The sequence below is a fragment of the Mesorhizobium sp. P2_E7 genome, assembly GCF_056403855.1.
Genome location: NZ_JBFUER010000001.1, coordinates 3378355 through 3394597, shown reverse-complemented (window position 1 = coordinate 3394597; position 16243 = coordinate 3378355). Strand labels below are relative to the sequence as shown.

Here is a 16243-nt window from a genome sequence, read left to right as displayed (position 1 = left end):
TACCAGTTTTCAAAAAAGGCGCCGGTCCGTCGAGCGGACCGGCGAAGACAGTCAGGGAGGATTATTTGCCGCGGCGGCGCAAGCCGTCGAAGTAGACGATGACGATAATCAGCACGCCGGTGATGATGCGCTGCCAGAAGGCGTTGACGTTCAGGAGATTGGCGCCGTTGTTGATGGTGGCGAGGATGAAGGCGCCGAGCAGCGGGCCGTGCACCGAGCCGACGGCGCCGAACAGCGAGGTGCCGCCAATGACCGAAGAGGCGATCGCCTGCAGCTCCCAGCCTTCGGCCTGCGTCGGATTGCCGATGCCGATGCGCGAGGCCAAGAGCACGCCGACGAAGGCGGCGCACAGGCCAGACAGGGTGTAGGCCATGTAGATGGTGCGCTGGACATTGACGCCGGACAGACGCGAAGCCTCGGCATTGGAGCCGACCGAGAAGAGATAGCGGCCCCAGCGGCTGTGATGCAGGAAGATGTAGGCCGGTATGCCGACCAGGATCACCATCCAGAACAGGTTGGGGACACCGATGAAGGAGTTGCGCGAAAACTCCTGGAAGGCGTCGTTGTTGATCGAGATCGAGTTGCCATTGGTCATCAGCAGGCCGATGCCGCGCAACGAGGTCAACGTCGCCAGCGTGATGATGAAGGGCGGCAGGCCCATCTTGACGATGCCGAAGCCGTGGAACAGGCCGATGGCAACGCCGACGAGCAGCGTCAGCAGGATGGCGATAAAGACCGGCACGCCGGCATTGATCAGCATGGCGGCGATGACGGTGGCGAACCCGACCACGGCGCCGACCGACAGGTCGATGCCGCCGGTGATGATGACGAAGGTCTGGCCGACCGCGAGGATGGCGATCATCGAGCCCTGGCGCAAAAGGTTCGAGATGTTGTTGCCCGAGGCGAAGCTCTGCGTCGCCAGCGACAGGATGACCCACAACAGAACCAGCAGCGCCAGCAGCGTCAGCCCGAACAGGGCGTTGTAATTGCGTTTCGGTCTTTCGGCAGGAACCGCTTCGGTGCTCATGTCTGTCCTCCCAGCTTTTCTTGTTTCTCGGCGAGCGCCTGTGTGAGAATCTCTTCGTGATCGGCGGTGCGGAAGCCATGCGTGGCAACCAGCTTGCCGCGCCGGAAGACGTGCAGCGTGTCGGCCAGTTCGTAGACTTCCGGAAGGTAGGACGAGATCAGGATGATGCCGGCGCCCTTCGACAGAAGCGCGCCGAACAGGCGGTAGATCTCGGCCTTGGTACCGACATCGACGCCGACCGTCGGCTCATCGAAGATGAACAGCTTGGCGCCATGCGCCAGCCATTTGCCGATGACGATCTTCTGCTGGTTGCCGCCGGACAGGCTGGAGGCGAGCGCGCCGCGCGTCGGCGTCTTGATCCTGAGGTCGGCGATCTGGCGGTCGGCCTCGGCCTTCTCCTTTGCGCCGGAGATCAGCATGTTGCTGGAGATGCGCTTGTAGATCGGCAGATTGAGGTTGAGGCCGACCGGCAGGTTCAGGCACAGGCCCTGGTCGCGGCGGCTTTCCGGCGCCAGCGCCATGCCAAGTTTGATCGCGTCGTGTTCGGAGTTGATCAGCACCGGCTTGCCTTGCCACAGGATCTGGCCGGCCGACTTCTTGTGGCGGCCATAGAGCGTGGTGACGAACTCGCTGCGGCCGGCGCCGATCAGGCCGTAGAGGCCGACGATCTCGCCCGCGCGGACACTCATCGAAACGTTCTCGAAACCTTTGCCGGAGAGGTTCTTCGTTTCGACGATGGTCGCACCCGGCGTGAAATGCTCCTTGTGATAGACCTGCTCGATCGAGCGGTTGATCATCAGCTTGACCAGTTCGGCGTCGTTGGTCTCGGCAATGTTGCGGGTGCCGACGAGCGTGCCGTCGCGCAGCACCGAGACGCGGTCGGCGAGCTCGAAGACTTCTTCCATGCGATGGCTGATGTAGATGATGGTGACGCCTTCGCCCTTCAGCCGGCGGATCAGCGTGAACAACTGGTCGGCTTCCTTGCGGGTGAGGTAGGCGGTCGGTTCGTCGAAGATCAGGAATTTGGTGCCGCGCACGGTGGCCCGCGCTGCGGCGATCAATTGCTGCTGGCCGATGGTGAGGTCGCCGAGCGTGACATGCGCCGGCAGGTCGAAGCCGAGACCGTCGATGATCTTCTGCGCTTCCCTGACCATGGCGCGCTGCTGCAGGATGCCGAAGCGCGAATTCTCCTCGCCGAGGAACATGTTGGCGGCGACGGTGAGATGGCGGCAGAGCACCACTTCCTGGTGCACGGCATTGATGCCGAGCGCCATCGCCTCGTGCGGGGTGGCGAGTGCCGCCGGTTTGCCTTCCCAGATGACGTCGCCGGAGGTGCGCGGCATGACGCCAGTCAGAAGCTTGATGAGGGTGGATTTGCCGGCGCCGTTTTCGCCGACGATGGCGTGGATCTCGCCCGCCTTGAACGCAAGATGCACAGGCTTCAAGGCATGCGTGCCGGGATAGCGCTTTTCCAACCCATGCAGTTCGAGGATCGTCCTGCCGGGTGCCAGCGTTGGGTGCGGATGCAGTTCCTGCGCCGTCGACGTCATGACAATCCTCCCAGATTGGTCTTACGATTGGCACGTGGCGAGGCGAGGGATGCCTCTAAAATCAGCCTAGCCGACGCCTGTATATTACCAAGCCGTTTGTGCCGGGTAGCTGATGTTTCCGGGGCGCTGACGCCCCGGAAACGATGTGTCAGTCGAGCTTCTTAGTCGAGCTTCGGATTGAGGAGCGCGTCGATCTTCGGCTCTTTCATGTTCGCTTTGGTGACCAGGTTGGCGCCGGTGTCGACATTGGCTTCGACCTTCTCGCCCTTGGACGCGGCGAGCGCGGTCTTGATGCCGTCATAACCCATCCGGTACGGGTCCTGGACGACGAGGCCGGAGATGACGCCGTCGTTGAGGAACTTGATCAGCTTCTCGTCGCTGTCGAAACCGATCAGCCCGACCTTGCCGGCAAGGTTGTTCTCGGCGATCGCCTGGCCGACGCCCTGCGCCATGATCAGGTTGGAGGCGAAGATGCCTTTCAGGTCCGGATTGGCGGTGATCAGGTCGGTGGCGATGTTGAGGCCGGTGGTGGCCTGGCCGTCAGCATATTTGTCGGCGATCAGTTCCAGGCCGGGATATTTGGCCTTGAGCTGTTCCTTAAAACCCTGCGCGCGCTGTTCGAGCGAGCCGGCGCCGGGAAGCGCGGTGATCAGCGCAACCTTGCCCTCGACCTTGCCGCCATTGGCTTCGCCGATGGCTGCGGCAAGACCGTCAGCGGCGACGCGGCCGCCCTGGACGTTGTCGGTGGTCAGGAACGAGGTGAAGGCCTTGGAGTCGGCGCCGGAGTCGATGCCGATGACCTTGACCTTGCTGGCTGCTTCATCGATCGGCTTGCCGAGCGCCTTGAATTCGGTCGGCGAAATGACGACGGCGGCCGGGTTGCCGGCAACGGCGTTCTCGAGGATCGAAATCTGGCCGTTGACGTCGGTTTCAGCCTGGGCGCCGAGTTCCGGCACGTTGACGCCGAGATCCTTGCCGGCCTTGCGGGCGCCGGCCAGAACGATCTGCCAATAGAAGGACGTGGTGTCCTTGACGATGATCGGAATGGTCACATCCGCGGCCGAAGCCGGCGCCGTGTGCAGTGCGCCGGCAAGCATCGAGGCGGCTGCAAGCGCGACGAGTGAGCGGCGGTTGAGAATGCTGGTCACGAATTTCATTAGGAATCCTCCCTAGATCGCCCGGTGAAGGTTACGGAAGCTCCATTCGGATAGGCGCGGCCCAAACAGAACTTTATCAATAAAAAACAGTTGCCGCTTTTTGATAGTGCATCGATCCAGCCGACGCAAGCGGTGTTTCATATCGGCCTTCGCATGGCTCGGCGGAGAAGCCCTCCTTGCCGACCCTCAATGCCACGTCCAGACGCTCCCGATCCTCCCTTGATCGCCATGGAATATTAATTCCATCATCGAGTCAATATGGAATGTTCATTCTTTCTTGAGAATCGCGTGATCGTCGTCAGCCGAGTTCCTGAACGACGGTGTAAGGAGCATATTTGGCGAATTCCGATTGCGGCACCTTGATGTCGAACAGGTCGAGATTGCGTGTCAGATTGGCGGCTTTGGCCGTTCCGGTCAGCACGCTGGCCACGACCGGCTCGTGCAGCGGAAATTGCAACGCAGCCGCCGCCAGCGGATAGCCACTCTCGGTGGCGATTGTCTCCATCGCGCCGACACGCTCGAGTATGTCCTGCGTCGCCGGCACATAGTCGAAATGCGCGCCGTGCACCGGCCCGGTCGCCAGGATGCCGGAGTTGAAGACGCCGCCGATGATCAGCGAGGTCTGCCGCTGCCGGCAGAGCGGCAAAAGCTCAGCCTCGGCCGAGCGGTCGAGCAGCGAATAGCGGCTGGCAAGCAGGATGCAGTCGAGCGGGGCTTCGCGCAGCACGTCGAGGCAGATCTGCACCTCGTTGACGCCGAGCCCATAGGCGGAAATGACGCCGGACGATTTCAGCTCTTCCAGCGCCTTCAAGCCGCCATCCATCATCTGGCGGAAATGCAGCTTCGTCTTCTGGACGCCATGCGTGTAAGTGCCGATGTCGTGGACAAACAGGATGTCTATCCGGTTCAGCCCGAGCCGCGCATAGGAGAATTCGACCGAGCGCATGATGCCGTCATAGGAATAGTCGTAGTCGAGCGCGAAAGGCAGCGGGTCGACATAGGAATGATCGGGAACCTGGTCCTCCCGCACGGGGCGGAAGAGGCGTCCGACCTTGGTCGACAGCACGTAGGAATCCCGCGGCTTGTAGCGCAGGAAATCTCCGGTTCGCCGTTCCGACAGCCCGAAGCCATAGAAGGGCGCGGTGTCGAAATAGCGCAGGCCGGCTTCCCAGGCTGTCTGCAGCGTCTCCATCGCCGCCTCGCGCGGACAGGCCCGGTAGAGGCCGCCGATCGCCGCCCCGCCGAAGCTTATCTCGGTGACCTCGAGCGCAGTCGTGCCGATGCGGCGTTTGTCCATCCAAAGCCTCCCCTTGCGGGCCATCTTGCAGCCCGTATTTTTTGTCAGTGTTTTAGAGCGTTGCGCCGAGATGCCACGGCACGAACTCGTTGTCGCCGTAGCCGAACGCTTCGCTCTTGGTCTTGCGGCCCGATGCGGTCTCGACGATCAGTTCGAACAGCTCGCGGCCCATGCCGGCGATGGTCTTTTCGCCCGAAGCGATGACGCCGCAGTTGACGTCCATGTCCTCTTCCATCTGGTGATACATGGTCGAGTTGGTGGCGACCTTGATCGACGGCGTTGGCCGGCAGCCGAAGCAGGAGCCGCGACCGGTGGTGAAGACGATGATGTTGGCGCCGCCCGCCACTTGGCCGGTCGCCGAGACGGGGTCGTAGCCGGGCGTGTCCATGAACACCAGGCCGCTGCCGGTGACCTTCTCGGCATAGCCGAAGACGCCGTTGAGCGGCGTCTGGCCGCCCTTGGCGACGGCGCCCAGCGACTTCTCCAGAATGGTGGTGAGGCCGCCGCGCTTGTTGCCGGGCGAAGGGTTGTTGTCGATCGAGGCGCCATGCTTGGCGACATGGTCCTCCCACCACTTGACGAAACCATCGAGCTTCTTGGCGATCTCCGGGGTCGCCGCGCGATAGGCGAGCAGATGCTCGGCGCCATAGATCTCCGTGGTCTCGGACAGAATGCCGATGCCGCCAACGCCGGCCAGGATATCGACGGCGGCGCCCAGCGCCGGATTGGCCGTTATGCCCGACATGCCGTCGGAGCCGCCGCATTGCAGGCCGACGACAATCTCTGAGACCGGGATCGGCCCACGCTGCAATGTACCGACCTCCTCGGCGATCTCGGCCAGCACGCCCATAGCCTTTTCCACCGATTTGCGCGAACCGCCGGCATCCTGGATGTTGAAGTGCCGCTTGCCCGCCGCCGCACCCTTCTGGCCGTAAAGGGTGAGCTGGTTGACCTCGCAGCCGAGGCCGACCATCAGCACGCCGCCGAAGTTCGGATGGCGGGTGTAGCCGGCGAGCGTCCGGTGCAGCACCATCATGCCATCGCCGGTGCCGCTCATGCCGCAACCCTGGCCGTGGACGATCGGCACGAAGCCGTCGATCCCCGGATATTTCGGCAACAGCACGCGGTTGGCTTCGTCGGCAATGGCATGGCAGACGGTGGCCGAACAATTGACGCTGGCAATGATGCCGATGAAGTTGCGGGTGCCGGCGCGGCCGTCGGCGCGGCGGTAGCCCATGAAGGTGCGGGCGCGATCAGCTTCCGTCGCGTGCTCGGCCTCGCTCGGCGGCACCACCGGCAGGCGGCCGCTCTCGAAAACCAGATTGTGCGAATGGACGTGATCGCCGGGCGCGATGTCCTGCGTCGCGCGGCCGATGGCCTGGGCATACTTGACCACCGCCTCGCCGGCGGCGATAGGCTTGATCGCCACCTTGTGGCCGGGCTCGATCAAGGCCGTGGCGACGGCGCCGCCGGGCAGAGCGGTGCCGATCTCGATGCGGCCATTGGCGACCGCGACATTGTCGGCGGGGGACAGAAGAATGCTGTTCGAGGCGTTCACGGGCAGTTTCCTGGGTCTGTTCCTGGGGGGATGCGCGGATTGACACGCGTCTGTTTCCATATAATGTCTTTTATCGGGAAAAAACATTTGTGCGTCAATTGTTTTTTCAGGAGGAGACCATGCATCCGATGGACGCGTGGGTTGTAGGGAGCCGCGTCTGACACGCAAAGCGTTTTGCTTTGCCGGGTCATGCGCTAGGAAACATCTGTGATATCGCGCTTCAAGCCAGCCACAGCAAGCGCCGGCGCGCAACGGGGCAGGGATGTCGAAGAGCAACAACGTCTACAAGGATGCTTACAACAGGGGTCTGCGGCTGCTCGATGAAACGCAGAGCCTGCCGTCCGAGCCGGAGTTGGGCACTCTGCTCGGCGTCAGCCGCACCACGGTGCGCACCATTCTGGCGCGTATGGAAGAAACCGGGCTGATCGCCTGGAACAAGCGCAACAAGACGGTGCTCAGGGCGCCGAAGCCGGACGATTTCTTCCCTGAGGAAGAGACCGACACGCTGGCGCAGATCATCGAGCGCTCGTTCATGCGCAGGCTGCTCGCCGGCGGCGCCGAGGCCGGCATGCAGATCAACGAGCTCGAGCTGGCGCGCGAGATCGGCGTCGGCACCACCAGCGTGCGCGAATTCCTGATCCGATTCTCGCGCTTCGGCCTGATCGAGAAGCGACGCAACAGCCATTGGGTGCTGAAGGGTTTTACCCGCGCGTTCGCGCTCGAACTCACCGAAATCCGCGAGATGTTCGAGATACGCTCGGCGGCGGCCTTTGCCGCCTTGCCGCTGGACAGTCCGGTCTGGGCCGATCTCGACCGGCTGGAGGACGAGCACCGGCTGCTGGCCAGCGAGATTGCCACCCGCTTCAACGAATTCTCCGAGCTCGACGAGCGTTTTCACCGGCTGATCCACCGGGCGTCGCACAACCGCTTCATCGTCGACTTCTACGACGTCATCGCCATGATCTTTCACTACCACTACCAGTGGAACAAGGCGCAGGAGCGCGAGCGCAATGAAGTCGCGGTGGGCGAGCATCTCGCCTATATCACAGCGCTGAAATCGCGCGATCTCGGCAAGGTCGATGCCGCCTGCCGCAAGCATCTGAAGTCGGCGCGCAATACGCTGCTGACCTCGATCCCGGAGATAGGCGTCCGCTTACCTTCGTGACGCGCCGCGTTGCCGCAGCGATGATTTGGCGATTTTCCGGCTGCCTGCCGCGTGCTAGACATCTGCCGTTGCTGCGTGAAGAGGCAGGTCTTTGAACATCCGGCGTAAGAGATGGAGCATGACGGCCGCGTTTGTCGCGGCCTGTGTGTTGCTGCTCCAGTCGACGCTCGGCGCCTTTGCTTTCGGCACGGCGCCGGATGCCTCGCAGATCGACGCCTTCGGCAACGTTATCTGCACCCATGAGGGAGCGGTCCAGCTTCCCGGAGGCGATCCGCACCAGCAGCATATGCCGCCATGCTGCATGCTTGGCTGCAGCATGGCCTCGGTTGCCTATGCGCCGCCGCCCGGTGTCGGCCTGGTCCAGGTCAGCCTGTCCTTCGAGACCGTCGCCTTCGTGCTTGCCTCTGTCAGGTATCCCGATGTCACGCGCGAACGTTCTCCGGCCAATCCGCGCGCGCCGCCGCATACGGCCTGAAACTGCGGCATCTCGCGTAACCTGCGCGAGCGCCATTCATCCAATCACCGACACTGTTTGCGACCGGCAACGGCGCGACCTCATATTCATGGAGCAATACCCATGTCCCGTTTTCTTCGTGCCGCATTGCGCCGTAGCACGTCTTTCTTTCGCACGATCGAGCAGCGTCTCGGCAGCGCCGTCTTCGCCTTCGCCCTGTTGTTCGTAGGCGCGCATTCCGCTCTTGCACATGAGTTCAAGGCCGGCGACATCGAGATCGAGCATCCCTGGTCGCGCGCCACGCCAGCCGGCGCCAAGGTCGCCGGCGGCTATTTCACCATCGTCAACAAGGGCAGCGCGCCGGACCGGCTGCTGTCGATTTCCTCCGACATTTCGGCAAAGGCCGAACTGCATGAAATGGGGGTGAAGGACGGCGTCATGACCATGCGCCCGGTCGACGGCGGATTGGAAATCCCGGCCGGCGGCAAGGTCACGCTCGGTCCGGGCGCCTACCACATAATGTTCATGGATCTGAAGCAGCCGCCCAAGGAGGGCCAGATGTTTGCCGCCACGCTGACCTTCGAAAAGGCCGGGGCGGTGACCGTCGAGTTCGCCGTGCAGGCCATAGGCAGCGCGCCGCCCCAGGAAGACAACGACTGATCAATTATTGCCAACCGATTTTCGAGAGGGACCATCATGAACAAGTATCTTTTGCTCGCCGCTGCATGTCTCGTCCTGGGGACAAGTGCCGCCTTCGCCCATATCACGCTTGAAACGCAGGAGGCCGCGGTCGGCTCGACCTACAAGGCCGTGCTGCGTGTGCCGCATGGCTGCGACGGCAAGGCGACGATTGCCGTGCGCGTGCAAATCCCGGAAGGGGTGATCGCGGTGAAGCCGATGCCGAAGCCCGGCTGGACGCTGCAGGTCAAGAAAGGCAAGTACGAGAAATCCTACCAGCTCTACGGCGAGGACGTGACGTCGGGCGTCAAGGAAGTCGACTGGAGCGGCGGCAGCCTGCCGGATGAATTCTACGACGAGTTTGTCTTCCGCGGCACGCTGGCCGCCGATCTGCCGACCGGCCAGAAGATCTATTTTCCGGTGGTGCAGGAATGCGATGGCGCCACGACGCGTTGGATAGAGATTCCTGCGGCTGGCCAGGGTGAGGATGCGCTGGAAGATCCGGCGCCCGGCCTCAACCTGCTGCCGAAGAAATGATGCATTGGCGGCGCGCTGCTTCGATGCGGCGCGCCGCCATTTTGGTGGATGGCATGAGCGTGGCTTGTTTCCAACTGACAAAACGGACTGCTGGGGGATCCTTCGGCCGGCTGGCTTTCGGTCTGCTGGCCGCACTCCTGCTGCTTGCCGTCCTCGCCACGCCAAACCAGGCCTTTGCCCATGCGGCGCTGATCAAGGCCGAGCCGGCCGACGGCGCCGTGTTGGCGCAAGGGCCCACACAGTTTTCGCTGACCTTCAGCGAGCCGGTGTCGCCGCTGGTGCTGACGCTGGTGCGGCCCGACGGCACGCCTGTTGCGCTGACCTCGTTCCGGCTCAACGACCAGACGGTCGCGATCGACAATCCGCAAAAGCTCGAGCCGGGCACACATGTCTTGAGCTGGCGGGTGATTTCCGCCGACGGCCATCCGGTCGGCGGCTCGGTGCTGTTTTCCGTCGGCGCGCCAAGCCAGGCGCCGGCGGTGGCGGACGCGGTCGACATGGATTTGCGGTCGGCGATCTGGACCGGCAAGGTTCTTCTCTACATCGGCCTTTTCCTCGGCGTCGGCGGCGCCTTCGCGCTGACATGGCTCGCAGGCGTGCGATCGGGCCAGCGTTTCGTCATTGCCGCCATCCTGTGCGGCCTGGTCGCAGCACCCCTGTCGCTCGGGTTCCAGGGGCTGGATGCGCTGGGGGCGCCACTTGCCCGGCTGGCGCAACCGGTGGTCTGGCAGACCGGGCTCGGCACCAGTTTTGGATGCACGGTGATAATCGCTCTGGCGGCGCTCGGGCTTGGCCTGTTGTCTCTGGTCGGGCCGCGCGCCGTTGCCAGGCCGCTGGCGCTTGTCGGACTTGTGAGTGTCGGCGCAGCCCTTGCCGCCAGCGGCCATGCCAGTGCAGCCGAGCCGCAATGGCTGACGCGGCCGATGGTGTTCCTGCACGGCGCCGGCATCGCCTTCTGGGCCGGAGCGCTGCTGCCGCTCGGTCTGGCGCTGAACAGCCAATCGGCGGAAGCCGGCGCGTTTCTGCGGCGATTTTCACGCACGATCATGCCTGTGGTGGCGATGCTTGCCGCGGCGGGCATCGTGCTCGCCATCATCCAGGTGCAGACACCGGCGGCACTCATCAACACCGCCTATGGCCGGTTGCTGCTGATCAAGCTCGCGCTGCTGGTGTTTCTGTTCACGCTGGCAGCGGTCAATCGCTGGCGGCTCACCGCCTTGGCCGAGGCCGGAGCGACGGAAGTGCGGCGCCGGCTCAGCCGCTCGATCGCAGTCGAGATGCTGATCGTACTCCTGATCTTCGGCGTTGCCGCCGGCTGGCGCTTCACGCCGCCGCCACGGGCGCTGGCGATCGCCGCGGCGCAACCGACATCGACCCATATCCACACGCTGAAGGCGATGGCCGACATCGACATCACGCCCGGCCACACCGGGGAGGTCACCGCCTCAATCGTCATCATGGATGGCGATTTCGGCCCGCTCGACGCGAAGGAAGTCACGCTGGTGCTGTCCAAGCCCGATTCCGGCATCGAGTCGATCAAGCGTCCGGCGACCAAACCCGGCGACGGCACCTGGCGCGTCGACAATCTCGTCATCCCGGTACCCGGCCGCTGGACGGCGCGGCTCGATATTCTGGTTTCGGATTTCGAGGTGGTAAAGATCGAGGCGCCTATCGATATTCGCGCCGACTAATACACCAAATGGCTATGTTTTCGTTTTTCGTATAAGCTGCTGGTCGCCCAGTGCGGTTCATTTTACTAATGCGTTGAGATGTTCGGGATCGGGTGATGCTGCTGACGGAGCGCCTTTCTTGGCAAGAAGCAATTGAATCAGCGGCCGTATCAACCCGATTTATAGGGAAAGTATGTTGCGGTCTTCTGGTCTTTTTTCTTGTCTGCGGATGCGATCTCACAGGTAAAACAAGCTTGATGCAGCCGAGTTTGACCCGTGAGCAGCGCCTGAAGTTTGCCCGAGACTCCTACTACAAAGAGCAATGTAATAAGCAATGGGCGGTACTTTGGCCCTTGGCGCGAGAGGGCGATGGCGAAGCCCTGTCGGAGCTTGCCTCTGAGCCTGGGCTCAGGATGCCGGCCACGGATTCGGATATGAAAGTCGATCCGGGAGATAAGGCAGCTGCCAATGTGCTTGTCATGACGATCTACGGCGTGGCGGCGTCAAAACACCCTGGCGACAAGCGCAATCTCAACCATATCTTTGACCCGGCTCTATGGAACAAGGGCGACGTAACGGTTGTATCCATGCGTTCAGGCTCGATCGGCTATCGATCAATTAAGCCTCCCCCTCCGGCCTCAATGACAAAGCTGAAAAATTGCCTTTCTCAGGCAAATTCGCCCGCTGCCGGCGATAAATGCGTCGCTCAAGCCATCGAATTGGGACTCATTCCAAACTTTTCCGAATACAGCAAAGCCATGGACGCAGTCCTGACCACATACCGCCCGGAGAGCTGCATTCCTCGTCCCTGGTAAGAGGATAGCACCCAATGTCAGAGCGTAAACTTTTCCCTGGGAAGTGCGCTCAGCCGAGTTCCTCGGCCAGTCCGATGAGATGCCCTTCAGGCCCGCGGATGTAGCAGAGCCGATACACGTCCTGGTAACGGACGACTTCGCCGACAAGCTGCGCGCCGCGCTTGCGGAGCCTTTCAAGCGTGTCGTCGATGTCGTCCACTGTAAACATGACGCGGAGGTAGCCGAGAGCGTTCACCGGGGTGTTGCGATGATCGGCGACGACAGGCGGCGTGAGGAAGCGGGAGAGCTCGAGGCGGCTATGGCCGTCCGGCGTGCGCATCATGGCAATCTCGACGCGCTGATCGCTCAGTCCGGTGACACGTCCGGACCATTCTCCTTCGATCGCGGCCCGCCCTTCGAACTCGAGGCCGAGCTCGCGAAAGAAGGCAATCGTCGCTTCGAGGTCCTCGACGACGATTCCGACATTGTCCATCCGTTTGACTGCCATATGTCCAACCTAACGCCATATGTTCGATCGGCAAGGCGTTGGCTGGTCATCACGGACACTTCCTGACTCGGCTCGACCTCAAGTCTCACGCAACGCGGGCCGTCACAATTCAGCGAAGCGGTTGACGCGGCGCGAAAGGCCCGTCAATCATCTCGCCGAAGAACGGGCATCCCCGCAAAACGCGCCTCAACAAAAGATCCGAAAACAGGGAAGAAACGATGGAAAAAGCCGAAATCGGCCTGATCGGCCTTGGCACGATGGGCTCCAACCTGGCGCTCAACATTGCCGAGCACGGGCACCGCATCGCCGTCTTCAACCGCACCAGGGCGCGTACCGACGCCTTCCTCGAAAGCGCAGGCGCGCTGCGCGACAGGGTGGTGCCCTGCTACAGCCTGGAGGAACTCGCCGAATCCATCCGGCCGCCGCGGCCGATCATCATCATGGTGCTGGCCGGCAAGCCGGTCGACGAACAGATCGAAGCGTTGCGCGGCGTGCTGTCGGCCAACGACATCGTCATCGATGCCGGCAACGCCAATTTCCGCGACACGATGCGACGCTTTTCCGAACTGTCGGGTTCGGGCCTGACCTTCATCGGCATGGGTGTGTCCGGCGGCGAGGAGGGCGCGCGCCACGGGCCTTCGATCATGGTCGGCGGCACCGAAGAGTCCTGGAAGCGCGTCGAAAGCGTGCTGACCGCGATCTCGGCCAAGTTCAAGGACGAACCGTGCGCTGCCTGGCTCGGCACTGACGGCGCCGGCCATTTCGTCAAAACCATCCACAACGGCATCGAATATGCCGACATGCAGATGATCGCCGAGATATACGGCATCTTGCGTGATGGCCTCGGCATGGGGCCGAAGGAGATCGGCAAGGTTTTCGAAGATTGGAACAAGGGCCGGCTCGATTCGTATCTGATCGAGATCACCGCCAAGGTTCTGGCCGCCGACGATCCAAAGACCGGCAAGCCGGTGGTCGACATCATCCTCGACCGCGCCGGCCAGAAGGGCACCGGCAAATGGTCGGTCATCGAGGCGCAGCAGCTCGGCATTCCGGCCACCGCCATCGAGGCGGCGGTGGCGGCGCGCGTGCTGTCATCGATCAAGGATGAGCGCCAGGCGGCAGAAAAGGCCTATGGCAATATCGGCGTGACCAGGATCTCCGGCGACAAGGCGGCACTTCTGAAAGACCTGGAGTTGGCGCTGCTCGCCGGCAAGATCGCCGCCTATGCGCAAGGTTTCGCGGTGATGAGCGGCGCTTCGAAGGAGTTCAACTGGAACCTGCCGATGCCGACCATCGCCAAGATCTGGCGCGCCGGCTGCATCATCCGCTCGCAGATGCTCGACACCATGGCGGAAGCCTTCGGCTCCGGCGGTGCATCCACCAACCTTTTGATGGCGCCGGCCTTCATCGCCATGATGCAGGAGGCGCATCCGTCGCTCCGGCGCATCGTCGCCAAGGCTTCCGAAGCCGGCTCGCCGGTCCCGGCTCTGGCGTCGGCGCTCGCCTATTTCGACAGCTACCGCCAGGGCCGCGGCACCTCAAACCTGATCCAGGCGCAGCGCGATTTCTTCGGTGCGCACGGCTTCGAGCGCATCGGCGAGCAGGGCGCTTTCCACGGTCCATGGGGCAGCGGCGCAGCCGGCTAGAGTCAGGTGATGCCGGCCTGCAAAGGCTGATACCTGCACTTCCGTGCCTTCGCCGACCGAGGCGCGGCAGTCAAGGCTTCGGCCGGCACATCGCCACCATCGTCAGCTATTGGTTATGAATGAAAGGCGGTAAGATCGCTCTCAACATGGAAGACGCTGAGATGCCTGCTGGAACCTCGTCACCTGCGGTGCCCAATCATTATGCTACAGTGATCTTTGTCTGCCTGTGGCTCGGTGCGTTGGCGTGGACAGGCGTCAACACCCTCCTCAATCGTCAAACTGCAGCCGCCGTAATCCACGAGAGCCCTGAATACCGATGCATTGCTGCCGCCAGCGGCAAAGAGCCAAGGGTGCGATGGAGCCGCCTTCGTAATCTGGGAGGCCCTAACACCGGCTTCACTGTTGGTACAGTGATCGAGAGACCCGGGATGACGTGCATCGAGGACGGGGACGCAATCACCTTTGTCATGCTTCCGGAAAGCCGCAGCGCTTCACTATCCCCGATTCGGATCAAAGGTCGCGAGGTCCAGGCTGAGTTCCGGGAGGAAGGTCAGTGGGCCGATGTTACGGACGCCACCGGGGTGGAGCGATGGCGCAATGATGGGGATGGCTATCGCAAGATCAGTCCCTAGAGGGGCGCTGACGCCGAGCGTCCAGCCGTAACATCCCATCTATGAGCCTGGAGCCTAAGTGCGCTCCGGTCCGGTTCTCGGTATCAACCCATGTTTGATCGCTTCGCGCCCGTCTTCGACTCGGCCTGACTGGATTCTCAGGTCGCGCCAGTCAGCTGCGATAAGCGACGACGTCGCCCGGCTTGACCACGGTCTGCAAAGAGCCTGGTGCCGCGCCGCCTATCCAGCCCAGCACGGCGCGGGCAAGCTCGGTGCCTGCCAAGCGGAAGTCTTCGTTGACGATCAGCAACTCCCGGCGAAACAAATGCAGCAGTTCCGACGACTGTTTGGATACGACATCGACGTCGCGGCCGAGTTTCAGGCCGGCATCCTCGATGCCGGCGACGACGGCCAGCGTTGCCGCGGCGGCGCTGCTGACGAAGCCGTCCGGCCTCACGTCGCGCCGCATCAGCTGCGCGGTCCGTGTCCTGATCTGATCGATCGACTGGTCGATTGAAACGGTGTTGAACGGCACTTCGCTGGCGTCAACCTCGCCCAGCGCATCGGCAAAGCCGTTCACCGTGTGGCCGTAATAGGTCAGCCCCACAGGCGGTGTCACCAGCGCCAGCCGGCGCCGGCCGATGCCGGCCAGATGGCGCACCGCCTCGGCGGCGAAGGCGTAGTTGTCGAAGTCATGATAGGGGTGCACCAGCCCCATATCGGTGCGGCCATGGGTGGCAAAGGGAATGCCGCGCTCGAGCATATAGCGGGCGCGCGGATCATTGGGCTGCGTGCGCGAAATGATGACGCCGTCGGCCGAGCCGGACTCGACCAGGTACTTCACCGGATCCAGCGGATCCTGCGAGCGCGAATAGGGCGTGACGATCAGGTGATAGGGTGTGTCGGCAATGACCTCCGAGACACCGTAGATGATGTCGGAGACAAAGCTCATAATCTCGCGCTCGGTGTTGAGCACGAGGCTGATGACATTGGTCTTGCCGGTCCGCAGGCGCACGCCGGCACGGTTCGGGCGGTAGCCGATCTGCCTGGCGACGAGCTGAACGCGGCGCCTGGTCTCGGCGCCGATCTCGGGCGCATCCTTCAGCGCACGTGAGACGGTGGTGACGCCGAGCCCGGTCATGAAGGCAAGCGTCTTCAGCGTCGGGCGCTCATGCGCCGACGCCTCGTCGTCCTTGTCCGTCTGGTCCCTGTCCATTCGTCCCGCCCCGTCAGGCGCATAGCAGCCGCCGGACCAGCCGACAATCGCTTCGATGACGATGTGGCACGGCCGTTCACCCGCCGAGCTTCAATATACTGAAACGTTACAGATTGCCAACATCGAGCCACGCGGGTCTCTCAAGCCATGGTTTTGGCAGGGTTTTCGCGGCCAGGAACGTTGCGCGACCAACCAGGTTCCGGACGGTTTTCTTGCGCTGCAGCATGATCTTGCGGCGCAACAGCCGGTTTTGCGCGGAGTTTGCCGGCTTGCGCGCAATGAATTTGTTCGCGCCTCGAAAAAATATTGGACCGCGTTTACCTCAGGGGTTGCGCGCACCGCACAATTGCCGTATCGAAAATCTGTAACGTTTCA

15 protein-coding genes are annotated in these 16243 nt (G+C 62.7%); 8 read left to right on the top strand and 7 right to left on the bottom strand.

The annotated features are described in order from the left end of the window. Window positions 1-61 precede the first annotated feature (61 nt). The 5 genes from AC1DYC_RS16690 to AC1DYC_RS16670 all read right to left on the bottom strand — a co-directional run bounded on the left by AC1DYC_RS16690 (window position 62) and on the right by AC1DYC_RS16670 (window position 6589). Window positions 62-1027, bottom strand: coding sequence for an ABC transporter permease (locus AC1DYC_RS16690; RefSeq protein ID WP_477407970.1), 966 nt, complete (start codon window positions 1025-1027; stop codon window positions 62-64). Continuing rightward, complete coding sequence (locus AC1DYC_RS16685; protein ID WP_477407968.1) at window positions 1024-2577, bottom strand: sugar ABC transporter ATP-binding protein; 1554 nt, start codon at window positions 2575-2577, stop codon at window positions 1024-1026. The genes AC1DYC_RS16690 and AC1DYC_RS16685 overlap by 4 nt, the downstream gene beginning before the upstream one ends. 161 nt (window positions 2578-2738) lie before the next feature. Next, window positions 2739-3734 carry a substrate-binding domain-containing protein gene (locus tag AC1DYC_RS16680; protein WP_477287580.1) on the bottom strand — a complete coding sequence of 332 codons (996 nt, stop codon included), beginning with the start codon at window positions 3732-3734 and terminating at the stop codon, window positions 2739-2741. A gap of 298 nt (window positions 3735-4032) precedes the next feature. Continuing rightward, window positions 4033-5031, bottom strand: coding sequence for an aldo/keto reductase (locus tag AC1DYC_RS16675; RefSeq protein WP_477407966.1), 999 nt, complete (start codon window positions 5029-5031; stop codon window positions 4033-4035). A gap of 52 nt (window positions 5032-5083) precedes the next feature. Further along, window positions 5084-6589: a UxaA family hydrolase gene (locus tag AC1DYC_RS16670; RefSeq protein WP_477407964.1), complete on the bottom strand. Its 1506-nt coding sequence runs from the start codon at window positions 6587-6589 to the stop codon at window positions 5084-5086. Between the two features lie 262 nt (window positions 6590-6851). On the opposite strand from AC1DYC_RS16670, the gene AC1DYC_RS16665 reads away from it, so the two are divergent. The 6 genes from AC1DYC_RS16665 to AC1DYC_RS16640 all read left to right on the top strand — a co-directional run bounded on the left by AC1DYC_RS16665 (window position 6852) and on the right by AC1DYC_RS16640 (window position 11908). Next, window positions 6852-7754: a GntR family transcriptional regulator gene (locus tag AC1DYC_RS16665; protein ID WP_477407962.1), complete on the top strand. Its 903-nt coding sequence runs from the start codon at window positions 6852-6854 to the stop codon at window positions 7752-7754. 118 nt (window positions 7755-7872) lie between these two features. Further along, a complete protein-coding gene (locus AC1DYC_RS16660; protein WP_477407960.1) occupies window positions 7873-8229 on the top strand; it encodes a DUF2946 family protein in 357 nt (118 codons plus the stop codon). Window positions 8230-8331: 102 nt separating this feature from the next. After that, window positions 8332-8868 (top strand): copper chaperone PCu(A)C, encoded by a 537-nt coding sequence (locus AC1DYC_RS16655; protein WP_477407958.1) that lies wholly within the window; start codon window positions 8332-8334, stop codon window positions 8866-8868. A gap of 36 nt (window positions 8869-8904) precedes the next feature. After that, a complete protein-coding gene (locus AC1DYC_RS16650) occupies window positions 8905-9423 on the top strand; it encodes a YcnI family copper-binding membrane protein (protein ID WP_477407956.1) in 519 nt (172 codons plus the stop codon). A 53-nt stretch (window positions 9424-9476) separates the two neighbouring features. After that, window positions 9477-11114: a copper resistance CopC/CopD family protein gene (locus tag AC1DYC_RS16645; protein ID WP_477407954.1), complete on the top strand. Its 1638-nt coding sequence runs from the start codon at window positions 9477-9479 to the stop codon at window positions 11112-11114. A 95-nt stretch (window positions 11115-11209) separates the two neighbouring features. Next, window positions 11210-11908, top strand: a complete 699-nt coding sequence (locus AC1DYC_RS16640; protein WP_477407952.1) for a hypothetical protein — start codon at window positions 11210-11212, stop codon at window positions 11906-11908. A gap of 49 nt (window positions 11909-11957) precedes the next feature. Here the strand turns inward: AC1DYC_RS16640 and AC1DYC_RS16635 are convergent, their stop codons facing one another. Further along, complete coding sequence (locus AC1DYC_RS16635) at window positions 11958-12395, bottom strand: VOC family protein (protein WP_477407950.1); 438 nt, start codon at window positions 12393-12395, stop codon at window positions 11958-11960. A gap of 218 nt (window positions 12396-12613) precedes the next feature. Between AC1DYC_RS16635 and gndA the strand changes: the two genes are divergently transcribed. Beyond that, complete coding sequence (gndA, locus tag AC1DYC_RS16630; RefSeq protein ID WP_477407948.1) at window positions 12614-14041, top strand: NADP-dependent phosphogluconate dehydrogenase; 1428 nt, start codon at window positions 12614-12616, stop codon at window positions 14039-14041. Between the two features lie 119 nt (window positions 14042-14160). After that, window positions 14161-14673, top strand: coding sequence for a hypothetical protein (locus AC1DYC_RS16625; protein ID WP_477407947.1), 513 nt, complete (start codon window positions 14161-14163; stop codon window positions 14671-14673). A 151-nt stretch (window positions 14674-14824) separates the two neighbouring features. Here the strand turns inward: AC1DYC_RS16625 and AC1DYC_RS16620 are convergent, their stop codons facing one another. Further along, window positions 14825-15868: a LacI family transcriptional regulator gene (locus AC1DYC_RS16620; RefSeq protein WP_477407945.1), complete on the bottom strand. Its 1044-nt coding sequence runs from the start codon at window positions 15866-15868 to the stop codon at window positions 14825-14827. Between the last annotated feature and the right edge of the window lie 375 nt (window positions 15869-16243).

Coding starts and splice junctions, on each gene's coding strand:
- AC1DYC_RS16660 (WP_477407960.1), top strand. CDS start 7,873: ATGACGGCCGCGTTTGTCGCGGCCTGTGTGTTGCTGCTCCAGTCGACG.
- AC1DYC_RS16640 (WP_477407952.1), top strand. CDS start 11,210: ATGCTGCTGACGGAGCGCCTTTCTTGGCAAGAAGCAATTGAATCAGCG.
- gndA (WP_477407948.1), top strand. CDS start 12,614: ATGGAAAAAGCCGAAATCGGCCTGATCGGCCTTGGCACGATGGGCTCC.
- AC1DYC_RS16655 (WP_477407958.1), top strand. CDS start 8,332: ATGTCCCGTTTTCTTCGTGCCGCATTGCGCCGTAGCACGTCTTTCTTT.
- AC1DYC_RS16690 (WP_477407970.1), bottom strand. CDS start 1,027: ATGAGCACCGAAGCGGTTCCTGCCGAAAGACCGAAACGCAATTACAAC.
- AC1DYC_RS16675 (WP_477407966.1), bottom strand. CDS start 5,031: ATGGACAAACGCCGCATCGGCACGACTGCGCTCGAGGTCACCGAGATA.
- AC1DYC_RS16645 (WP_477407954.1), top strand. CDS start 9,477: ATGAGCGTGGCTTGTTTCCAACTGACAAAACGGACTGCTGGGGGATCC.
- AC1DYC_RS16680 (WP_477287580.1), bottom strand. CDS start 3,734: ATGAAATTCGTGACCAGCATTCTCAACCGCCGCTCACTCGTCGCGCTT.
- AC1DYC_RS16650 (WP_477407956.1), top strand. CDS start 8,905: ATGAACAAGTATCTTTTGCTCGCCGCTGCATGTCTCGTCCTGGGGACA.
- AC1DYC_RS16625 (WP_477407947.1), top strand. CDS start 14,161: ATGAAAGGCGGTAAGATCGCTCTCAACATGGAAGACGCTGAGATGCCT.
- AC1DYC_RS16665 (WP_477407962.1), top strand. CDS start 6,852: ATGTCGAAGAGCAACAACGTCTACAAGGATGCTTACAACAGGGGTCTG.
- AC1DYC_RS16685 (WP_477407968.1), bottom strand. CDS start 2,577: ATGACGTCGACGGCGCAGGAACTGCATCCGCACCCAACGCTGGCACCC.
- AC1DYC_RS16620 (WP_477407945.1), bottom strand. CDS start 15,868: ATGGACAGGGACCAGACGGACAAGGACGACGAGGCGTCGGCGCATGAG.
- AC1DYC_RS16635 (WP_477407950.1), bottom strand. CDS start 12,395: ATGGCAGTCAAACGGATGGACAATGTCGGAATCGTCGTCGAGGACCTC.